The sequence below is a fragment of the Dankookia rubra genome (genome assembly GCF_004355005.1).
Lineage (GTDB): Bacteria > Pseudomonadota > Alphaproteobacteria > Acetobacterales > Acetobacteraceae > Paracraurococcus > Paracraurococcus ruber_A.
Map to the genome: position 1 here is coordinate 1 of NZ_SMSJ01000096.1, position 18,189 is coordinate 18,189.

Annotated in this window: 32 protein-coding genes; 2 read left to right on the forward strand and 30 right to left on the reverse strand. The window is 69.4% G+C overall.

Annotation, left to right across the window (positions count from 1 at the left end):
• Together E2C06_RS30645 and E2C06_RS30650 are read right to left on the reverse strand one after the other, a co-directional pair.
• Positions 1–624 (reverse strand): hypothetical protein (locus E2C06_RS30645; protein ID WP_133292380.1); only part of this gene is annotated, 624 nt, incomplete at its 3' end.
• A 123-nt stretch (positions 625–747) separates the two neighbouring features.
• Entirely contained in the window at positions 748–1,725 is a 978-nt protein-coding gene (locus E2C06_RS30650) for a cyclase family protein (protein WP_165982771.1), read from the reverse strand.
• 62 nt (positions 1,726–1,787) lie between these two features.
• Between E2C06_RS30650 and E2C06_RS30655 the strand changes: the two genes are divergently transcribed.
• Both E2C06_RS30655 and E2C06_RS30660 read left to right on the forward strand, forming a co-directional pair.
• Positions 1,788–2,762 (forward strand): Bug family tripartite tricarboxylate transporter substrate binding protein, encoded by a 975-nt coding sequence (locus E2C06_RS30655; RefSeq protein ID WP_133292382.1) that lies wholly within the window; start codon positions 1,788–1,790, stop codon positions 2,760–2,762.
• A 6-nt stretch (positions 2,763–2,768) separates the two neighbouring features.
• Positions 2,769–3,644, forward strand: coding sequence for a DMT family transporter (locus E2C06_RS30660; RefSeq protein WP_133292383.1), 876 nt, complete (start codon positions 2,769–2,771; stop codon positions 3,642–3,644).
• Positions 3,645–3,708: 64 nt separating this feature from the next.
• Here E2C06_RS30660 and rplQ read toward each other — a convergent pair whose 3' ends face one another.
• The 28 genes from rplQ to E2C06_RS30800 form a co-directional block, all read right to left on the reverse strand.
• Positions 3,709–4,131: a 50S ribosomal protein L17 gene (gene rplQ / locus E2C06_RS30665; RefSeq protein WP_133292384.1), complete on the reverse strand. Its 423-nt coding sequence runs from the start codon at positions 4,129–4,131 to the stop codon at positions 3,709–3,711.
• 91 nt (positions 4,132–4,222) lie between these two features.
• On the reverse strand, positions 4,223–5,245 hold the full coding sequence (locus E2C06_RS30670) for a DNA-directed RNA polymerase subunit alpha (protein ID WP_133292385.1): 1,023 nt from the start codon (positions 5,243–5,245) through the stop codon (positions 4,223–4,225).
• A 31-nt stretch (positions 5,246–5,276) separates the two neighbouring features.
• A complete protein-coding gene (rpsK, locus tag E2C06_RS30675) occupies positions 5,277–5,675 on the reverse strand; it encodes a 30S ribosomal protein S11 (RefSeq protein WP_133292386.1) in 399 nt (132 codons plus the stop codon).
• A 1-nt stretch (position 5,676) separates the two neighbouring features.
• Positions 5,677–6,054 (reverse strand): 30S ribosomal protein S13, encoded by a 378-nt coding sequence (gene rpsM, locus E2C06_RS30680; RefSeq protein WP_133292387.1) that lies wholly within the window; start codon positions 6,052–6,054, stop codon positions 5,677–5,679.
• Positions 6,055–6,237: 183 nt separating this feature from the next.
• Positions 6,238–6,900, reverse strand: a complete 663-nt coding sequence (locus E2C06_RS30685; protein WP_133292388.1) for an adenylate kinase — start codon at positions 6,898–6,900, stop codon at positions 6,238–6,240.
• A gap of 107 nt (positions 6,901–7,007) precedes the next feature.
• The gene (gene secY, locus E2C06_RS30690; protein WP_133292389.1) at positions 7,008–8,369 is read right to left on the reverse strand and encodes a preprotein translocase subunit SecY; all 1,362 of its coding nucleotides are present in this window, start codon (positions 8,367–8,369) and stop codon (positions 7,008–7,010) included.
• 118 nt (positions 8,370–8,487) lie between these two features.
• Positions 8,488–8,979 (reverse strand): 50S ribosomal protein L15, encoded by a 492-nt coding sequence (gene rplO / locus E2C06_RS30695; protein ID WP_133292390.1) that lies wholly within the window; start codon positions 8,977–8,979, stop codon positions 8,488–8,490.
• 1 nt (position 8,980) lies between these two features.
• Positions 8,981–9,187, reverse strand: coding sequence for a 50S ribosomal protein L30 (gene rpmD, locus E2C06_RS30700; RefSeq protein ID WP_133292391.1), 207 nt, complete (start codon positions 9,185–9,187; stop codon positions 8,981–8,983).
• Entirely contained in the window at positions 9,180–9,830 is a 651-nt protein-coding gene (gene rpsE, locus E2C06_RS30705) for a 30S ribosomal protein S5 (protein WP_133292392.1), read from the reverse strand. Before rpsE ends, rpmD begins: the two co-directional genes overlap by 8 nt.
• 10 nt (positions 9,831–9,840) lie before the next feature.
• Positions 9,841–10,203, reverse strand: coding sequence for a 50S ribosomal protein L18 (gene rplR / locus E2C06_RS30710; protein WP_133292393.1), 363 nt, complete (start codon positions 10,201–10,203; stop codon positions 9,841–9,843).
• Positions 10,203–10,736, reverse strand: coding sequence for a 50S ribosomal protein L6 (gene rplF / locus E2C06_RS30715; RefSeq protein WP_133292394.1), 534 nt, complete (start codon positions 10,734–10,736; stop codon positions 10,203–10,205). Before rplF ends, rplR begins: the two co-directional genes overlap by 1 nt.
• A gap of 14 nt (positions 10,737–10,750) precedes the next feature.
• Complete coding sequence (rpsH, locus tag E2C06_RS30720) at positions 10,751–11,149, reverse strand: 30S ribosomal protein S8 (protein ID WP_133292395.1); 399 nt, start codon at positions 11,147–11,149, stop codon at positions 10,751–10,753.
• Positions 11,150–11,161: 12 nt separating this feature from the next.
• Positions 11,162–11,467 (reverse strand): 30S ribosomal protein S14, encoded by a 306-nt coding sequence (gene rpsN, locus E2C06_RS30725; RefSeq protein ID WP_133292396.1) that lies wholly within the window; start codon positions 11,465–11,467, stop codon positions 11,162–11,164.
• Positions 11,468–11,523: 56 nt separating this feature from the next.
• A complete protein-coding gene (gene rplE / locus E2C06_RS30730; protein ID WP_133292397.1) occupies positions 11,524–12,210 on the reverse strand; it encodes a 50S ribosomal protein L5 in 687 nt (228 codons plus the stop codon).
• On the reverse strand, positions 12,207–12,527 hold the full coding sequence (gene rplX, locus E2C06_RS30735) for a 50S ribosomal protein L24 (RefSeq protein ID WP_133292398.1): 321 nt from the start codon (positions 12,525–12,527) through the stop codon (positions 12,207–12,209). The genes rplE and rplX overlap by 4 nt, the downstream gene beginning before the upstream one ends.
• Positions 12,528–12,531: 4 nt before the next feature.
• A complete protein-coding gene (gene rplN / locus E2C06_RS30740; protein WP_133292399.1) occupies positions 12,532–12,900 on the reverse strand; it encodes a 50S ribosomal protein L14 in 369 nt (122 codons plus the stop codon).
• The gene (gene rpsQ, locus E2C06_RS30745; RefSeq protein ID WP_133292400.1) at positions 12,897–13,172 is read right to left on the reverse strand and encodes a 30S ribosomal protein S17; all 276 of its coding nucleotides are present in this window, start codon (positions 13,170–13,172) and stop codon (positions 12,897–12,899) included. The genes rplN and rpsQ overlap by 4 nt, the downstream gene beginning before the upstream one ends.
• Positions 13,173–13,188: 16 nt before the next feature.
• On the reverse strand, positions 13,189–13,404 hold the full coding sequence (rpmC, locus tag E2C06_RS30750; protein ID WP_133292401.1) for a 50S ribosomal protein L29: 216 nt from the start codon (positions 13,402–13,404) through the stop codon (positions 13,189–13,191).
• 4 nt (positions 13,405–13,408) lie between these two features.
• Entirely contained in the window at positions 13,409–13,828 is a 420-nt protein-coding gene (gene rplP / locus E2C06_RS30755) for a 50S ribosomal protein L16 (protein ID WP_133292402.1), read from the reverse strand.
• Between the two features lie 13 nt (positions 13,829–13,841).
• A complete protein-coding gene (rpsC, locus tag E2C06_RS30760; RefSeq protein WP_133292403.1) occupies positions 13,842–14,519 on the reverse strand; it encodes a 30S ribosomal protein S3 in 678 nt (225 codons plus the stop codon).
• A 1-nt stretch (position 14,520) separates the two neighbouring features.
• Positions 14,521–14,922 carry a 50S ribosomal protein L22 gene (gene rplV / locus E2C06_RS30765; RefSeq protein WP_133292404.1) on the reverse strand — a complete coding sequence of 134 codons (402 nt, stop codon included), beginning with the start codon at positions 14,920–14,922 and terminating at the stop codon, positions 14,521–14,523.
• A 4-nt stretch (positions 14,923–14,926) separates the two neighbouring features.
• Positions 14,927–15,205, reverse strand: coding sequence for a 30S ribosomal protein S19 (gene rpsS / locus E2C06_RS30770; RefSeq protein WP_133292405.1), 279 nt, complete (start codon positions 15,203–15,205; stop codon positions 14,927–14,929).
• Between the two features lie 5 nt (positions 15,206–15,210).
• Positions 15,211–16,047, reverse strand: a complete 837-nt coding sequence (rplB, locus tag E2C06_RS30775) for a 50S ribosomal protein L2 (protein WP_133292406.1) — start codon at positions 16,045–16,047, stop codon at positions 15,211–15,213.
• A 4-nt stretch (positions 16,048–16,051) separates the two neighbouring features.
• The gene (locus tag E2C06_RS30780; RefSeq protein WP_133292407.1) at positions 16,052–16,375 is read right to left on the reverse strand and encodes a 50S ribosomal protein L23; all 324 of its coding nucleotides are present in this window, start codon (positions 16,373–16,375) and stop codon (positions 16,052–16,054) included.
• Positions 16,372–16,992 (reverse strand): 50S ribosomal protein L4, encoded by a 621-nt coding sequence (gene rplD / locus E2C06_RS30785; protein WP_133292408.1) that lies wholly within the window; start codon positions 16,990–16,992, stop codon positions 16,372–16,374. The genes E2C06_RS30780 and rplD overlap by 4 nt, the downstream gene beginning before the upstream one ends.
• A gap of 11 nt (positions 16,993–17,003) precedes the next feature.
• Positions 17,004–17,723, reverse strand: a complete 720-nt coding sequence (rplC, locus tag E2C06_RS30790; protein WP_133292409.1) for a 50S ribosomal protein L3 — start codon at positions 17,721–17,723, stop codon at positions 17,004–17,006.
• A 22-nt stretch (positions 17,724–17,745) separates the two neighbouring features.
• Positions 17,746–18,054 (reverse strand): 30S ribosomal protein S10, encoded by a 309-nt coding sequence (rpsJ, locus tag E2C06_RS30795; RefSeq protein ID WP_007004401.1) that lies wholly within the window; start codon positions 18,052–18,054, stop codon positions 17,746–17,748.
• Between the two features lie 30 nt (positions 18,055–18,084).
• Positions 18,085–18,189 (reverse strand): EF-Tu C-terminal domain-related protein (locus tag E2C06_RS30800; RefSeq protein ID WP_206664765.1); only part of this gene is annotated, 105 nt, incomplete at its 5' end.

Below are 18,189 nucleotides of genomic sequence, written 5' to 3' on the forward strand. Positions count from 1 at the left end.
GGCCGGCGCCGCGGGCGGCGGCGGCGGCTCGGCCGCGGGGACGGAGGGCGCGGCGGCGGCGAGGCCCAGCGCATCGGCCAGGCGCCGGTGCAGCGGCCGTCCGCTGTCCGGCCCCTGCACATGCCGCAGCCAGAGATCGGCCGCCAGCCGGCTGGCCAGGACGAAGTGCCGCAGCCGGGCCGGGTTGGCCGCGGCGGCGCCGAGCGCGCGGGCCTCGGTATGCAGGCGGTACTGCAGCGCCTCGACGCAGGCCATGGCGCCCTGCCGGGCCAGCGGCCCGCCGCGCTCGCAGACGATGCGGGTGGCGGCGAGGACGAGGTCCGACCCCTGGGCGAAGCGGCCGGCGATGGTGCCGAAGCGCAGCGCGAATTCCAGCAGCCCGGCATCGTTGCCCGACTGCAGCGGACCTTCCCCGATGCGGGAGGGGAAGAGCGGCGAGCGGAGGTGGTCGAGCAGCGCCGCTTCCAGCGCCGTCAGCTCCTCCCGCTCGATCGCCAGCCAGAGCCAGAGCGGCGGCGTCTTCTCGTCGCCGAAGAGGAGGACGGAGCCCTGGGGCGAGGCCTCGGTGGTTTGGCAGTCGGACTGGCCAGGCAGCGCGTGGCTGTCGAGTTGCGTATCCGGCACGGGCGGGGCTCGCTCCCTCGGTTCACGGAAAAGAGAGCGTAGGAAACACACCCCTCATGCCTTTGTGAATACAATTCTACAATCACCGCGCGGAATGATCGCGCAGGTTGCAGCCGGACGCCGCTAGCGGATCGCCAGCGCGTTCCCGGGCGAGCCGATTCCGCCGCGCAGGTGCAGCGGCGCGGCGGTGAAGAATCCGGTGTGGCGGCCGGTCGCGGCGCTGTCGGCGGCCAGGTCCTCGAAGTCGAAGAACTCGCCGATGACCAGCCCGAGCCGGGCGATCGCCCAGTGCAGGGTCGGCTTCCAGGGGAAATAGGGCCAGACCTCGACGGTCGGGTTGTCGGCGCAGGTGGCGGCGACGCCCTGGTCCCACAGGAAGCGCCACATGTCCTCCCCGCCCGAAAGGCCGCTGTAGTCCTGGCCCTTGTTGGTGCCGCGCACCAGGTGGTCGCGGGCGTCGATGTCGGGGGCGGCGCGGAAGGCCTCCAGCCAGCCGGTGCGGACCAGCAGGATGTCGCCCGGCCGCAACGCGGTGCCCTGGGCGGCGAGGCAGGCGGCGAGTTCCTCGGCCGAGGCGCGACGCCCGCCGAGCGGCCCCCAGTCGCGGCCGGTGGCGGCGAAGTGGCGCGCCAGGTCGGCCAGCACGCAGCGCCCGGCGATGCCGTGCCGCAGCGCCTTGTCGATGCCGTTGCGGCTCTCGGCGCCATGCACCACGGCGCTGACGGGCGCGTGGTTGTAGAAGCCGTGATAGGGGTCGGCGAAGTGGGAGAGCCCGTCCCATTGCGTGCTGCCCTGCAGCCAGAAGCTGTCCAGCATGTCGTCGCGGATCAGCCGTCCCGGCTGCTCGTCGGCGATCAGCGTCGGGCTCGGCGCGGTGCGGCGGCGGTGGCTGCCCTGGCGGGTCGCGCCGAATGGCTCGTCGAGCGGCAGGTTCAGGTTGAAGCGGCGGCCGTCGCGGATCTCGGACGCCGCCGCCGCGACGGTCGCGTCGGTGATGCGGTTGAGGGTGCCGACCTGGTCGTCCTTCCCCCAGACGCCCCAGGAGAGCGGCAGGCCCGAGCCATCCTCGGGCCGGGGCAATTCGTCGTAGCGTGGGGGCATCTTTGGCCTCATATCGCCTGCCAGTGACGGGCGGATCGTGCCGCCTTCGGGGGGAGCCGACAATGGACCTGAGACGACGCGGCCTGCTGGCGGGCGCGGCGACGCTGCCTTTCGCGGCGAAGGCCCAGGGGCAGACCGCAGGCGACTGGCCGAACCGCCCGATCCGGCTCGTGGTGCCCTTCGCCGCCGGCGGCGCGGCGGACAGCGCGGCGCGCGCCATCACCCCCGTCATGGCGCAGCGGCTCGGCCAGACCATCGTGGTGGAGAACCGCACCGGCGCCGGGGGCAGCGTCGGCGGCGGCGCGGTCGCCGCGGCGCCGGGGGATGGCTATACGCTGCTCTGGGACGCCTCCTCCCACCTGGTGAACCCGGCGCTGATGAAGGGGCTGCCCTTCGACTACGCCAGCTTCGTCCCGGTCTCGCTGGTGGTGAGCTTCCCCGGGGTGCTCGCGGTGAAGGCCGATTTCCCCGGCCGCAGCGTCGCCGAGTTCATCCGGCAGGCGAAGGAGCGCCCGGGCGCCATCAGCGTCGGCACCCAGGGCAATGCGACGGCCGGGCATGTCGGCCTGCTGCAATTCACCCGCCGCGCCGGGATCGAGGTGATCCACGCCCCCTATCGCGGCGGGGCCGATGCGGCGCGCGACCTGGCGGCGGGGGCGATCGACGCGGTCTTCATCACCACGGTCAGCGCCGGGCCGATCGTCGACAGCGGCCGGGCCCGCTTCCTGGCGGTGGCGACGCTGGAGCGGGTGCCGAGCCGCCCCGACGTCCCGACGCTGGCCGAAAGCGGCTTCCCCGGCTTCAATTCCAACGAATGGGCGGCGCTGTTCGGCCCGGCCGGGACCCCTGCCCCGGTGGTCGCGCGGCTGCACGCCGCCCTGGCCGATGCCCTGGCCGATGCCGGGGTGAAGCATCGCCTGGCGCAGATCGGCGCGGTGCCGGTCGGCAGCGCCCCGGCCGACTTCGCCCGCTTCGTGCGCGAAGGCCGCGAGCAGATGGCCACCCTGGTGAGGGAGGCGGGCATCCGCCTGGACTGATCCCCCATGCCCTTCGACAATGGGTCCGCCCCGCGCGGCCATGCCGCCGGCATCGGGCTGATGCTGGCCTCCGTCCTGCTCTTCTCGCTAAACGACGTGCTGGGAAAATGGCTGGTCGCCAGCCATGCGGTCGGCCAGGTGCTGCTGCTGCGCAGCGCCGCCGCGCTGGCGGTGCTGGCGCCGCTGGCCTGGAAGGCCTCGCGCCGGCGGGGCTTCCGGGTGGAGCGGCCGCGGCTGCAGGCGCTGCGCGTCGGCATCGGCGCGGCCGAGGCCGCCTGCTTCTACTGGGTTGTCGGCCACCTGCCGCTGGCGGATGCCATGACCTACTGGATGGCGGCGCCGCTGATGGTCACGGCGCTGGCCGCCCTGCTGCTGGGCGAGCGCGTCGGCGCCCGGCGCTGGCTGCTGGTGCTGCTCGGCTTCGCCGGGGTGGTGGTGGCGCTCGGCGCCGATTTCGGCGCGGGCGGCCTGCCGGTGCTGGGGGCGCTGACGGGGGCGCTGCTCTATGCGTGCTTCCTGCTCTGCAGCCGGCAGCTGCGGGAAACGCCGGACGTGCTGCTGGCCTGCTTCCAGATGCTGGGCGGGCTTGGTCTCGGCGCGGCGCTGCTGCTGCGGGGCGGCTGGGCCGTGCCGGCGGCCGGCGAGCTCGCCCTGCTGCTGCTGCTCGGGCTCGTGGCGACGCTCGGGCACATGGGGGTGACGCGGGCGCTGAAGCTGGCGCCGGCCTCCGTGGTGGTGCCCTACCAGTACAGCTTCCTGCTCTGGGCGGCGGTCTTCGGCTGGCTGGTCTGGACCGACGTGCCGGGCCCCGGGATGCTGGCCGGGGCGGCGCTGATCGCCGGCGCCGGGGTGCTGCTGTTCCGCGAGCAGCAGCGGGGCTGACATGGAAACGGGGCGGCAGGTCACCCCGCCGCCCCGTCCGATAGGTCTGCCCGGGGGAGGTGGCTTACGCCGCTTCCTGCTCCTCGGTCGCGTCCGGCTTCGGGCCGCTGTCGAGGCCCTTGGCCGCGACGTCGCGCTCCACCAGCTCGATCACCGCCATGTCGGCCGCATCGCCGTAGCGCATGCCGGCCTTGAGCACGCGGGTATAGCCGCCGGCGCGCCCCTTATAGCGCTCGGCGATGGTGGTGAAGAGCTTGTCCACCACGGCCGCGTCCATGATCTGCGCATAGGCCTGGCGCCGCGCATGCAGGCCGCCGCGCTTGCCGAGCGTGATGATGCGCTCGACATAGGGGCGCAGCTCCTTCGCCTTGGGCAGCGTGGTGGTGATCTGCTCGTGCTTGAGCAGCGACGTCGCCATGTTGCGGAACATGGCGAGCCGGTGGGTGGAGGTGACGTTGAGCTTCCGCCCCGCCATGCCGTGACGCATTATCGTAGGTTCCTAAGTTTTCCCGCAGCGATTCACGCTTCCGCTCTTCGCTTCGCTGCGGTGCTGCGCGATCGCGGCGGTATCGCCGATATCAGAATGGCTCTTCAAGCTTCTTGGCCAGGTCCTCGATGTTCTCGGGCGGCCAGCCGGTGACGGTCATGCCGAGCCCGAGGCCCATCGAAGCCAGGACCTCCTTGATCTCGTTCAGCGACTTCCGGCCGAAGTTCGGGGTACGGAGCATCTCCTGCTCCGTCTTCTGCACGAGGTCGCCGATATAGACGATGTTGTCGTTCTTCAGGCAGTTCGCCGAGCGGACCGAGAGCTCGAGCTCGTCGACCTTGCGCAGCAGGTTCCGGTTGAACGGCAGGTCGTCGCGCTCTTCCTCGACCTTCCGCTCGCGCGGCTCGTCGAAGTTGATGAAGAGCTGCAGCTGGTCCTGCAGGATGCGGGCAGCGAGCGCCACCGCGTCCTCCGGCGCCACCGTGCCGTCGGTCTCGACGTTCAGGACGAGCTTGTCGTAGTCCGTGACCTGGCCGACGCGGGTCGGCTCCACGCGGTAGGCCACGCGGCGCACCGGGGAGTAGATCGCATCCACCGGGATCAGGCCGATCGGCGCGTCCTCAGGCCGGTTCATCGACGCGGGCACGTAGCCCTTGCCGGTATTGACCGTCAGCTCCATCGACAGCTTGGCGCCGTCGTCGAGCGTGCAGATCACCAGGTCCGGGTTCGAGATCTCGATATCGCCGGTGGTCTGGATCTGGCCGGCGGTCACCTCGCCCGGGCCGTTCGCGGTGAGCATGAGGCGCTTCGGCCCCTCGCCCTGCATCCGGATGGCGAGCTGCTTCACGTTCAGCACCAGGTCCGTGACGTCCTCGCGGACGCCCTGGATGCTGCTGAACTCGTGCAGCACGCCGTCGATCTTCAGCGCCGTCACCGCCGCGCCCTGCAGCGAGGACAGCAGCACGCGCCGCAGCGCATTGCCGAGCGTCATGCCGAAGCCGCGCTCCAGCGGCTCGGCCACGATGGTCGCCACGCGGTCGGGATCCGACCCGACCTCGACGCCCAGCTTCTCCGGGCGAATCAGCGACCGCCAATTCCTCTCGATCACGAGCATCTCCTTGCGGCCCCTTTCCCCAGTTGCCGCGTCAGACGCGCCGGCGCTTGCGCGGGCGGCAGCCATTGTGCGGGATCGGCGTCACGTCGCGGATCGCCGTGACGTAGAAGCCGACCGCCTGCAGCGCGCGCAGGGCCGATTCGCGCCCCGAGCCCGGGCCGCTCACCATGATCTCGAGCGTCTCCATCCCGTGCTCGCGGGCCTTCTTGCCCGCGTCCTCGGCGGCGACCTGCGCCGCGTAGGGGGTGGACTTGCGGCTGCCCTTGAAGCCCTGGCTGCCCGAGGACGACCAGGCAATCGCGTTGCCCTGGGCATCGGTGATCGTCACGATGGTGTTGTTGAAGGAGGCAAGGACATGCGCCACGCCGGTGGCGATGTTCTTGCGTTCCTTCTTGCGGGGCGTACGGGCCGCCTTGGGGTCGCGCGCCATGTTACTTGGTCACCTTCTTCTTGCCGGCGATCGCCACGGCCTTGCCCTTGCGGGTGCGCGCATTGGTATGGGTGCGCTGACCACGGACCGGCAGGCCGCGGCGGTGGCGCAGGCCGCGGTAGCAGGCCATGTCCATCAGCCGCTTGATGTTCATCGCCACTTCGCGGCGAAGGTCGCCCTCGACCCGGTACTCGCGGTCGATCAGCTCGCGGATGCGGAGGATCTCGTCATCCGTCAGCTGGTTGACGCGGCGATCCTCGGGGATCGAGAGCTGCTGGCAAATATCGGCCGCATTCTTGGGGCCGATGCCGTAAATATAACGCAGCGAAATAAGCACGCGCTTATTCGTGGGAATGTTGACACCGGCGATGCGCGCCACTGCTGAGCTCCTGGAGCCTGTCGCTCCTGCTTGAACCGACACGACGGGGGCCACCCTGGCCCACGCGCCATCCCGGCGAGGTGATCTTCGTAAAGCCAGATGAACGGCTAAGCGCAGCCATGGCGGCCAGAAGGCCACCCATGCCCGCGAGAGGCGCGGACTATAGCCACGCGCCCCGAACCGTCAACCCTTTTGCGGCATGGGACCGAGGATCGCCTCGATCTGCCGTGCCACTTCGTCCATCTCCGCCATGCCGTCCACCACCCGCAGCACGCCACGGGAGGCGTAGTAGGGCAGCAGCGGCGCCGTCTGGCGGTGATAGGCCTCCAGCCGGGAGGCCACCGTGGTCGCATTGTCGTCGGCCCGCCGGGTGAACTCCGTGCCGCCGCAGACGTCGCAGACCCCGGCCGCCCTCGGCTGCTTGAAGCTGTCGTGATAGCCCTCGCCGCACTTGGCGCAGGTGAAACGGCCGGCGATCCGGTCCACCAGCGCCGCATCGTCGACCTGCAGTTCGATGACGTGGTGCAGCGGCATGGATTTCTGCTGCAGCATCAGGTCAAGCGCCTCGGCTTGCGGCACCGTGCGCGGGAAGCCGTCCAGGATGAAGCCCTGGGCGATGTCCGGCGCCGAGACGCGGGCCGCCAGCATGGCGATGATGATGGCATCGGGGACCAGGTCGCCCCGTTCCATGATCGCCTTGGCCTGGAGACCGATCTCCGAGCCCGACCTCACCTCGGCCCGCAGCATGTCGCCGGTCGAGATCTGCCGCAGCCCGTAGCGGTCCTCCAGGCGCTTGGCCTGGGTGCCTTTGCCGGCGCCTGGCGGGCCCAGCAGGATCAGGTTCATGCCCGTCATCCCCCTCCAACCGCGCGGCCGCCTCGGCGCCCACGCTCCTTGCATCCTTGGGCCAGGCCCCCCGGCCCGGCCTTGACCGGCATCAATCCGGCGGCCGCCTAGCCGCGCGGCCGCGGCGACCCGCGCCCGCCGAGCCGGGCCTTCTTGATCAGGCCCTCATACTGGTGGGCGAAGAGATGCGACTGGATCTGCGCCACGGTGTCCATGGTGACCGAGACGATGATCAGCAGCGAGGTGCCGCCGAAGTAGAAGGGCACGCCGTAATGGCTGATCAGGATTTCCGGCAGGATGCAGACCAGGCAGAGATAGAGCGCGCCGACCGCGGTCAGCCGGGTCAGCACGCGGTCGAAATAGTCCGCCGTGTTCTGGCCGGGCCGGATGCCGGGGACGAAGCCGCCGTACTTCTTCAGGTTGTCCGCCGTCTCGGTCGGGTTGAAGACCACCGCCGTGTAGAAGAAGGCGAAAAAGATGATCAGCGCCATGTAGAGCGCCATGTAGAGCGGCTGGCCATGCGCCAGGGCATTGGCCACCACCTGCAGGATGCCGTCCGACTCGGGGCCGGCGGCGAAGCCCGCGACCGTCGCCGGCAGCAGCAGCAGCGAGGAGGCGAAGATCGGCGGGATGACGCCGGCGGTGTTCAGCTTCAGCGGCAGGTGGGTCGCCTCGCCGCCAAACATCCGGTTGCCGACCTGCCGCTTCGGATACTGCACGGGGATGCGGCGCTGGGCGCGCTCGACGAAGACCACGAGGGCGATCACCCCGAGCGCCACCGCCAGGAAGAAGATGATGAAGACCGTGGACAGCGCCCCGGTGCGGCCGAGCTCGAGCGTCGAGACCAGCGCATGCGGCAGGTTGGCCACGATCCCGGCGAAGATGATCAGCGAGATGCCGTTGCCGACGCCGCGGGCGGTGATCTGCTCGCCCAGCCACATCAGGAACATGGTGCCGCCGACCAGCGTGATGACGCAGGACAGCCGGAAGAACATCCCGGGGTCGTGCACCGCATTGCCGAAGGCGCCGCGCATGCTTTCCAGCCCGACCGCGATGCCCCAGGCCTGGAAGACCGCGATCAGCACCGTGAGGTAGCGGGTATACTGGTTCAGCTTCTTCCGGCCGGACTCGCCCTCCTTCTTCAGGGTCTCGAGCGCGGGGACGGCGGCCGACATCAGCTGGATGATGATGCTGGCCGAGATGTAGGGCATGATGTTCAGCGCGAACACGGTCATGCGCCCGAGGGCGCCGCCGGTGAACATGTCGAACATGCCGAGGATGCCGCCGCCATGCTGGGCGAGGATCTCGCCCATCACGGCCGCGTCGACGCCGGGCACCGGCACGTAGGTGCCGATGCGGACGACGATCAGCGCGCCCAGCGTGAACCAGATGCGCTTCTTGAGCTCGGTGGCCTTGGAAAGGACGCCAAGGTTGAGATTGGCCGCGAGCTGTTCGGCGGCGGAGGCCATGGGACTGCGAACCCTCCACACGGCAACGGCGCCACCAACCGGGAGCGGAGCCCCCGGCCGTGGCGCCGCAGCCACGATTCCCTGACTAGGTAGCCCCCGCCCTGCCGGGCGGCAAGCGTCAGCCCTCGGCCGGAGCCTCGGCCTTCGGGGCGGGCAGCGTCACCGTGCCGCCGGCGGCCTCGACCGCCGCGACGGCGGCGGCGGAGGCGCCGGAGACGCTGATGCTGACCGCGCGGTCGATCGCGCCGTTCGCCAGCAGGCGGACGCCGACGATCTTGCCGCCCGTGCGGATCAGGCCCGCGCTGCGCAGCGTGTCCTCGGTGATCGGCTCGCCGGCGGGCAGGCGGCCCTCGGCCAGCGCCTTGGTCAGCGTGCCGAGGTTGATCGGCGCATATTCCTTGCGGAAGATGTTGACGAAGCCACGCTTCGGCAGCCGCCGGTAGATCGGCAGCTGGCCGCCTTCGAAGCCGTTCAGGGAGACGCCTTCGCGCGCCTTCTGGCCCTTCACGCCCTTGCCGGAGGTCTTGCCCTTGCCGGAGCCGATGCCCCGGCCGAGGCGCTTCGACTTGTAGCGCGCGCCGTCGTTGTCGCGGATGTCGTTGAGCTTCATGTCACCCACCAGTCCCGGGGGTTTCGTCCACCTTGATCAGGTGGGCGACCTTCCGGATCATGCCGCGGACCGAAGGGGTATCCTCCAGCTCCCGCGAGCGGTGCATCTTGTTGAGGCCGAGCCCGATCAGCGTCTCGCGCTGGCCCGGCTTGCGGCCGATCGGCGACCCGGTCTGGGTCACCTTCACGGTCTTCTTCGTCTCAGACATTGGCTGCTGCCTCCGCCGCGGCGGCCTCGGCCGGCGCCTGGTCCTTGCGGGGCCCAAGCAGGTCCGACACCTTCTTGCCGCGCCGCGCCGCGACCGCCCGGGGGCTGGTCGAGCGGGTGAGCGCCGCGAAGGTCGCCTTGATCATGTTGTGCGGGTTGGTCGAGCCGAGGCACTTGGCCACGACGTCGCCCATGCCCAGCGTCTCGAAGATCGCGCGCATCGGGCCGCCGGCGATGATGCCGGTCCCGGCGGGCGCCGCCCGCAGGATGACCCGGCCGGCGCCGAACTCGCCGATGACGTCGTGGTGCAGCGTCCGGCCTTCCCGCATCGGCACGCGGATCATGGTCCGCTTCGCCTGCTCGGTCGCCTTGCGGATCGCCTCGGGCACCTCGCGCGCCTTGCCGGCGCCCCAGCCGACCCGGCCCTTCTGGTCGCCAACGACAACCAGCGCCGCGAAGCTGAAGCGCCGGCCGCCTTTGACCACCTTGGCGACGCGGTTGATGGTGACGAGCTTGTCCTTCAGCTCGTCGCCGTCCGTCCGCTCCTGCCGGTTCTCGCCGCCACGGTCGCGCCCGCGGCCGCGGCGACGGTCGCCGCCCTCGCCGCCATGCTCGCCGCCGCCGCTATGAGGGGTACGTGCCATTATGGGATCCTCAGAACGACAGCCCGCCCTCGCGGGCGGCGTCGGCCAGGGCCTTGACCCGGCCATGATACAGGTAGGGCCCGCGATCGAAGACGACCGCGGTGACGCCGGCGGCAAGCGCCCGCTCGGCCACGCGCTTGCCGACAACCGTGGCGGCGTCCTTGTCCGCCCCGGTCTTCAGGCTGTCGCGCAGCTCCTTCTCGATCGAGGAGGCAGCGGCGAGGGTACGCCCCTGCGTGTCGTCGATCACCTGCGCGTAGATGTGCTTGCCCGAGCGGAAGATCGAGAGCCGCGGACGGCCACCCGACTTCTGCCGGAGCTGGTAGCGCAGCCGCGACCGGCGGCGCGTCTTCAATGCGAGCTTGTCGGCCATTACTTCTTCTTACCCTCCTTCCGGAGGATCTGCTCATCGGTGTAGCGGACACCCTTGCCCTTGTAGGGCTCGGGACCGCGGTAGGCGCGGATCTCGGCGGCCACCTGGCCCACCCGCTGCTTGTCCGCGCCGCTGACCTTCACGGCCGTCGGGCGTTCGCAGACGATGGTGATCCCTTCCGGAATCGGGTAGCGGACCTCGTGGCTGAAGCCGAGCGCCAGGACCAGGTCCTTGCCCTGCACCGCGGCGCGGTAGCCGGTGCCGGTGATTTCCATCGACTTGGTGAAGCCGGTGGAGACGCCGATGCACATGCCGTTGATCAGGCTGCGGGTGGTGCCCCACATAGTGCGGGACCGGCGGTCGTCCCGGCGCGGCTTCACCGCGACCTGGCTGCCCTCGATCTCGACGTCCACTTCGTCCGTCAGGGGGAGCTTGAGCTCGCCCAGCTTGCCCTTGGCGACCACGGTCCGCCCCTGCAGAGCCACCTGGACGCCAGCCGGAACCGGGACGGGATATTTGCCGACGCGCGACATCGCTTCTCCCTCCCTCAGAACACGCGGCAGAGGACTTCGCCGCCAACATTGGCGGCGCGGGCCTCATTGTCGCTCATCACCCCGCGGGGGGTGGACAGAATCGAGATGCCGAGGCCGTTGTAGTACTTCGGCAGCTCCTTGATCTTCGAGTAGACGCGCCGGCCGGGCTTGGAGATGCGGGTGATCTCCTTGATGGCGGGCTCGCCTTCCGAATACTTCAGCTCGATCTCGATGCGGCTGACGCCGGGACGGTCCTGCTCCACGCGCCAGGCGCGGATGAACCCCTCGCGCTTCAGCACGTCCAGCACATCGGTCCGCAGCCGGCTGGCCGGGGCGACGCAACGCGTCTGCCGGGCCCGCTGGGCGTTGCGGATGCGGGTGAGCATGTCCCCGAGCGGATCGGATAGCGACATGGCCGGCCCTCCTTACCAGCTCGCCTTGGTCACGCCGGGAATCTGGCCAGAGTTGGCGAGCTCCCGCAGCATGTTCCGGCTGAGCTTGAACTTGCGGTAGTTGCCGCGCGGACGCCCGGTCAGCTCGCAGCGCAGGCGCACGCGGACGCGGGCGCCGTTGCGCGGCAGCTGCGCCAGCTTGAGGGTCGCGTCGAAGCGATCCTCGACCGGCAGGCTGCGGTCCATCACGATGCCCTTCAGCGTGGCACGCTTCGAGGCGTGCACCTTGCTGAGCTTGGCGCGGCGCTTGTTCTTCTCGATTGCCGAAGTCTTGGCCATTCGATTCTATCCTCCGGAACCTGCTCCCGCGGCATGCCGCGGGCGGTCTTCCAAGATCAGTTCTGGAAAGGCAGCTGGAAGGCCTTGAGCAGGGCCTTGGCTTCCTTGTCGGTCTTCGCCGTGGTGACGAACTGGATGTCCATGCCGCGCACCGTGTCGACCCGGTCGTAGTTGATCTCGGGGAACACGATCTGCTCCTTCATGCCCATGGCGAAGTTGCCACGGCCGTCGAAGCCCTTGTTCGCGGGCAGGCCTCGGAAGTCCCGCACCCGCGGCATGGCCACGGTCACGAGGCGATCGAGGAACTCGTACATCCGCGCCTTGCGCAGCGTGACCTTGCAGCCGATGAGCTGGCCTTCGCGGATCTTGAAGCCCGCGATGGCCTTCTTCGCCTTGGTCCGCACCGGCCGCTGGCCGGCGATCGCCGTCAGGTCCGCGACCGCCGCGTCGAGCTTCTTCTGGTCGCCCGCCGCCTCGCCCACGCCCATGTTGATGACGATCTTCGTCAGCTTGGGCACTTCCATCGGGTTCTTGTAGCCGAACTCCTCGACCAGCTTCTGCCGGATCGTCTCGGCATAGGCCACGGCCAGGCGCGGCTTCTCGCCCGGGGACGCGGCAGCCTTCCCGGCCTTCGCCGGGGTCGACTGCACGCGGCCTTCGCCGCCGCCCTCGACCTTCTTCGGGGCTTCCTGCTTCTTGCCAGCCGGGGCCTTGCCGCCGGCCTTCTTCTTCGAATCGCTCATGCGTCAAGCACCTCGCCCGAGGGCTTCGCCACGCGCACCTTCTTGCCGTCGTCCAGCAGCCGGAACCCCACGCGGGTCGGCTTGTCGGACTTCGGGTCGATCAGCGCCAGGTTGGACAGGTGGATCGGCGCCTCCTTCTCTTGGATGCCGCCGGGCTGGTTCATGCCCTGCGGCTTCCGGTGGCGCTTCACCAGGTTCACGCCCTGCACCAGGGCGCGCGCTTCGGTCGGGTTTACGGCGAGAACCTCGCCGCGCTTGCCCTTGTCGCGACCGGCCAGGATCTGGACCCGGTCGCCCTTCTTGATCTTCGCCGCCATGGCCTTACAGGACCTCCGGCGCCAGCGAGATGATCTTCATGTACTTCTTCGCCCGCAGCTCGCGCACCACCGGCCCGAAGATGCGGGTGCCGATCGGCTCGCCCGCCTTGTTGATCAGCACCGCGGCATTGTTGTCGAAACGGATCGCCGTGCCGTCGATGCGCCGCACCGGATAGGCGGTGCGGACGATCACGGCGCGATGCACCTCGCCCTTCTTCACCTTGGCGCGCGGAATCGCCTCCTTGATCGAGACGACGATCACGTCGCCGACCGAGGCGGTCTTGCGCTTCGAGCCGCCCAGCACCTTGATGCACTGGACCCGACGCGCGCCGGAGTTGTCAGCCACGTCGAGGTTGGCTTCAACCGCGATCATGCCGCGGCCCCTTCAGCAACCGGGGCGCCGAGCGGCGCGCCGTTCCGCTGCACGACCTGCCAGGCCTTGCGCTTGGAGATCGGCGGGCATTCCTCGATCTGCACCAGGTCGCCTTCCCTGCACAGGTTGGCTTCGTCGTGCGCGGCGTACTTCTTCGAACGCCGGATGAACTTCTTATAGAGCGGATGCATCACGCGACGCTCGACAAGGACGGTGACCGTCTTGTCCATCTTGTCGCTGACCACCCGGCCCGTGAGGACGCGTTTCGGCATAGCCGCCGGTCTCCCCTTAAGCCTTGGGTTGCTGGGCTGCCGAGCGCTTCCGCTCGTGCAGGACGAACTTGATGCGCGCGATGTCGCGCCGCACCACCTTGACGCGGCCGGTCGCCTCGAGCTGGCCGGTCGCGCGCTGGAAACGCAGGTTGAACTGCTCCTTGCGCAGGTCAAGGAGTTGGGCCTGCAGCTCATCCGCGGTCTTGGCGCGGATGTCAACGATCTTGGTCATGGCCTCAGGCCTCCGCGCCCAGGCGCTGCACGATCTTGGTCTTGATCGGCAGCTTGGCGGCGCCGAGCGTCAGCGCCTCCTTGGCGGTGTCGAGCGACACGCCGTCGATCTCGAACATGATGCGGCCCGGCTTGATCCGCGCCACCCAGTATTCGGGTGCGCCCTTGCCGGAGCCCATGCGGACCTCGGCCGGCTTGGTGGACACGGGCACATCCGGGAAGATCCGGATCCACACGCGGCCCTGGCGCTTCATGGCGCGGGTGATCGCGCGGCGAGCCGCCTCGATCTGCCGGGCGGTCACCCGCTCCGGCTCCAGCGCTTTCAGGCCGAAGCCGCCGAAGGACAGCGTGAAGCCGCCCTTGGCGATGCCTTTGATACGGCCCTTGTGGGCCTTCCGAAACGTCGTGCGCTTGGGTTGCAGCATCTCACATCATCCCTCAGCGCTGCGGCGCCTGCTCGGCGGCGCGCCGGTCCTGCGCCATCGGGTCGTGGGCCAGGATCTCACCCTTGAAGATCCAGACCTTCACGCCGCAGGTGCCGTAGGTGGTCTTCGCGGTCGCCGTACCGTAATCGATATCCGCGCGCAGCGTATGCAGCGGCACGCGACCTTCGCGGTACCATTCCATCCGGGCGATCTCGGCGCCGCCGAGGCGGCCGCCGCAGTTGATCCGGATGCCGCCGGCGCCGAGACGCATGGCCGACTGCACCGCGCGCTTCATGGCGCGGCGGAAGGCGACCCGGCGCTCGAGCTGCTGGGCGATGTTCTCGGCCACCAGCGTCGCATCGATCTCAGGCTTGCGGATCTCGACGATGTTCAGCGAGACCTCAGCGCCGGCGAGCTTCGCCATGTCCTTGCGCAGGTTCTCGATGTCGGCGCCCTTCTTGCCGATGACGACGCCGGGCCGCGCGGCGTGGATCGTGACGCGCGGCTTCTTCGCCGGGCGCTCGATCACGACGCGGCTGACACCGGCGCCCTTGAGGCGGGTGCGCAGCGTCTCGCGCAGCTTCAGGTCCTCGTGCAGCAGCCGGGAATAGTCGGCGTCGGCGAACCAGCGGCTGTCCCAGGTCCGGTTGATGCCGAGCCGGAAGCCGATCGGATTGACTTTGTGACCCATGTTACGCGGCCTCCTGCTGGGCCGGGGCTGTCGCCGGCTGTTCGGCCACGATGATCTTCAGGTGGCTGAACCACTTCTCGACGCGGGAGGAGCGGCCGCGGCCGCGGGCGTGGAAGCGCTTCATGACCTGGGACCGGCCGACCTCGACGCGGGAGACGACCAGCTGGTCGACATCCAGCTGGTGGTTGTTCTCCGCGTTGGCGATCGCGCTCTCCAACGTCTTCTTCACGGTCTGCGCGATGCGGCGCTTGCTGAAGGTCAGCGTGGCCACGGCATCGCCGACCTTGCGGCCGCGGATCAGGCCCGCGGCCAGGTTCAGCTTGCGCGGGCTGACACGAATGTTCTTCGTGACGGCCTGCGCCTCGGTCTCCGGCAAGGAGCGTTCGTGCTTCGGCTTGCTCATCGGATCAGCCCCGCTTCGCCTTCTTGTCGGACGAGTGCCCGGTGAAGGTGCGCGTCGGCGAGAACTCGCCGAACTTGTGGCCGACCATGTTCTCCGAAACCTGCACCGGGATGAACTTCTTCCCGTTGTAGACCCCGAAGGTCAGGCCGACGAACTGCGGCAGGATCGTGCTGCGACGCGACCAGATCTTGATGACCTCGTTGCGCGTCGAAGCCCGGGAGGCCTCCGCCTTGGCAAGCAGGTAGCCGTCGACAAACGGCCCCTTCCATACGCTGCGCGGCATCGCGATCAGCCCTTCGTCGCGTGGCGGCGACGGACAATGAGACCGTCCGTCCGCTTGTTGTTGCGCGTCTTCGCACCCTTGGTCGGCTTGCCCCAGGGCGTGACCGGATGACGGCCGCCCGAGGTCCGGCCTTCACCACCGCCGTGCGGGTGGTCGACCGGGTTCATCACCACGCCGCGCTGATGCGGGCGACGGCCCAGCCAGCGGGAACGCCCGGCCTTGCCGAGCTGCTGGTTGGAATTGTCGGGGTTCGACACCGCGCCGATCGTCGCCATGCACTCGGCGCGGACCGTGCGGACCTCGCCGGAGGACAGCTTGACCTGGGCATAGCCGGCATCCTTGCCGACCAGCTGCACGTAGGTGCCGGCCGAGCGGGCGATCTTGCCGCCGGCGCCGGGCTTCATCTCCACGTTGTGGATGATGGTGCCGACCGGGATGGCCGCCAGCGGCATCGCGTTGCCCGGCTTGATGTCGGCGCGCTCGGCCGCCACCACCTGGTCGCCGGCCTTCAGCCGTTGCGGCGCGATGATGTAGGCGAGCTCGCCGTCCTGGTACTTCAGCAGCGCGATCCAGGAGGTGCGGTTCGGATCGTATTCCAGCCGCTCGACAACCGCCGCCACGCCCAGCTTGGCGCGACGGGTGAAGTCGACGATGCGGTAGGTCTGCTTGTGCCCGCCGCCCCGGAACCGGACCGTGGTGCGGCCATGGTTGTTGCGGCCGCCCGAATGCGACTTGCCTTCGGTCAGCTGCTTGACCGGCTTGCCCTTCCACAGCTCATCCCGCTTGACGAGGATGGTGCCGCGGGAACTGGGGGTGACCGGGTTGAAATTCTTCAGCGCCATGGCGTCACGCGAGTCCCGTCGTGAGGTCGATGCTCTGGCCCTCGGCCAGCTTCACCATCGCCTTCTTCCAATCCGAGCGCTGGCCGGGGCGGCCCTTGAAGCGCTTCGTCTTGCCCTTCACCACGAGGGTGTTGACGTCCAGCACCTTCACGCCGAACAGCGCCTCGACCGATGCCTTGATCTCGGGCTTGGTGGCCTCGAGCGACACGCGGAAGACGAACTGGTTCTGCTCGGAAAGGGCGGTCGCCTTCTCCGTCACCAGCGGCGAGAGGATGGTCTGGTACATCTTCTCCTTGGAGAGGATGGGGCGGGTGGTTGCCGCGCTCATGCCAGGCGCTCCTTCAGGGCCTCGACGCCGGCGCGGGTCACCGCGAGCACGTCGTGCTTCAGGATGTCGTAGACATTCGCGCCCATGGTCGGCAGCACCTGCACATGCGGCAGGTTGCGGACGACGCGGCCGAAGCCCTCGTCGACCGTCGCGTCCACCACCAGCGCGCTCTTCCAGCCGAGCGCCTTCAGCTGCTTCGCCAGGGCACCGGTCTTCGGCGCCTCGCCGGCGGAGGCCGCGTCGAGCACGATCAGCTTGCCCTCGGCCGCCTTCTGACTGAGCGCGCAGATCAGGCCGAGCCGCCGGACCTTCTTGTTCAGCGAATAGCCGTGGTCGCGCACCACCGGGCCATGGACCACGCCGCCGGTGCGGAACTGCGGCGCGCGCAGCGACCCCTGGCGGGCATTACCCGTGCCCTTCTGGCGATAGGGCTTCTTGGTGGTGCCGGAGACCTCGCCCATGCCCTTGACCTTGTGCGTGCCGGCACGGCGCTTCGCCAGCTGCCAATGCACGACGCGCGCCATGATGTCGGGGCGGGGAGAGGCGGCAAACAGCGCCTCCGGCAGTTCGATATCGCCTGCCGAGCCGTTATCCAGCGTGATGACCGGAACCTGCATCGTATCTATCCTTAGGCCCCAGCGACCGGCGTCGCCGGCGCGTTCGAGGCAAAGCCCGCGGGGAACGGCGCATCGGCATGGCGCGCGCGCTTCACGGCGTCGCGCACCAGCACGTACGTGCCCTTCGAGCCCGGGACGGCCCCCTTGATCAGCAGCAGGCCCTTCTCGAGGTCATGGCCCGCCACAACCAGGTTCTGGGTGGTGATGCGCTCGGACCCGAGATGGCCCGCCATCTTCTTGTTCTTGAAGGTCTTGCCCGGATCCTGGCGGTTGCCGGTGGAGCCGTGCGAGCGGTGGCTGACCGAAACGCCGTGCGACGCCTCGAGGCCGGCGAAGTTCCAGCGCTTCATCGCGCCGGCAAAGCCCTTGCCCTTGCTGATGCCGGTGACGTCGACCTTCTGGCCCGCGACGAAATGCGCGCCGCTGAGCGCCGCGCCCAGGTCGACCACCGCATCGGCGCCCACCCGGAACTCGACGAGCTTCAGCGGCGCCTCGACGCCGGCCTTGGCAAAGTGGCCGCGGTTCGCGCGGGTCACGTTCTTCGGCTTGGCCCGACCGATGCCGAGCTGGAGGGCGTCGTAGCCATCCTTCTCGGCGTCACGGCGGGCGATAACACGCACCTCGTCCAAATGGAGGACAGTCACGGGAACCGTGCTGCCGTCGTCATTGAACAGCCGGGTCATGCCCAGCTTCCTGGCGATCAGGCCGGTGCGGCCGGTCTTGGCGGCCATGGCAACTAACTCCCCCTGCCGCTCAGAGCTTGATCTCGACATCCACGCCCGCGGCCAGGTCGAGCTTCATCAGCGCGTCCACGGTCTGCGGGGTGGGGTCGACGATGTCCAGCAGGCGGCGATGCGTGCGGATCTCGAACTGCTCACGGCTCTTCTTGTCGACGTGCGGCGAGCGGTTCACGGTGAAACGCTCGATTTCGGTCGGCAGCGGGATAGGCCCGCGCACCCGTGCGCCGGTCCGCTTCGCGGTGTTGACGATCTCCCGCGTGCTGCCATCCAGCACGCGGTGATCGAACGCCTTGAGGCGGATGCGAATATTCTGGCTGTCCATGGGAGACGGACCCAACCTTGCTCTAGACGTTTACTTCTTGGCCGCGGCCGGCTTGTCGGCGGTGATCGCGGCGACGACGCCGGCGCCGACGGTGCGGCCGCCCTCGCGGATGGCGAAGCGGAGCCCCTGGTCCAT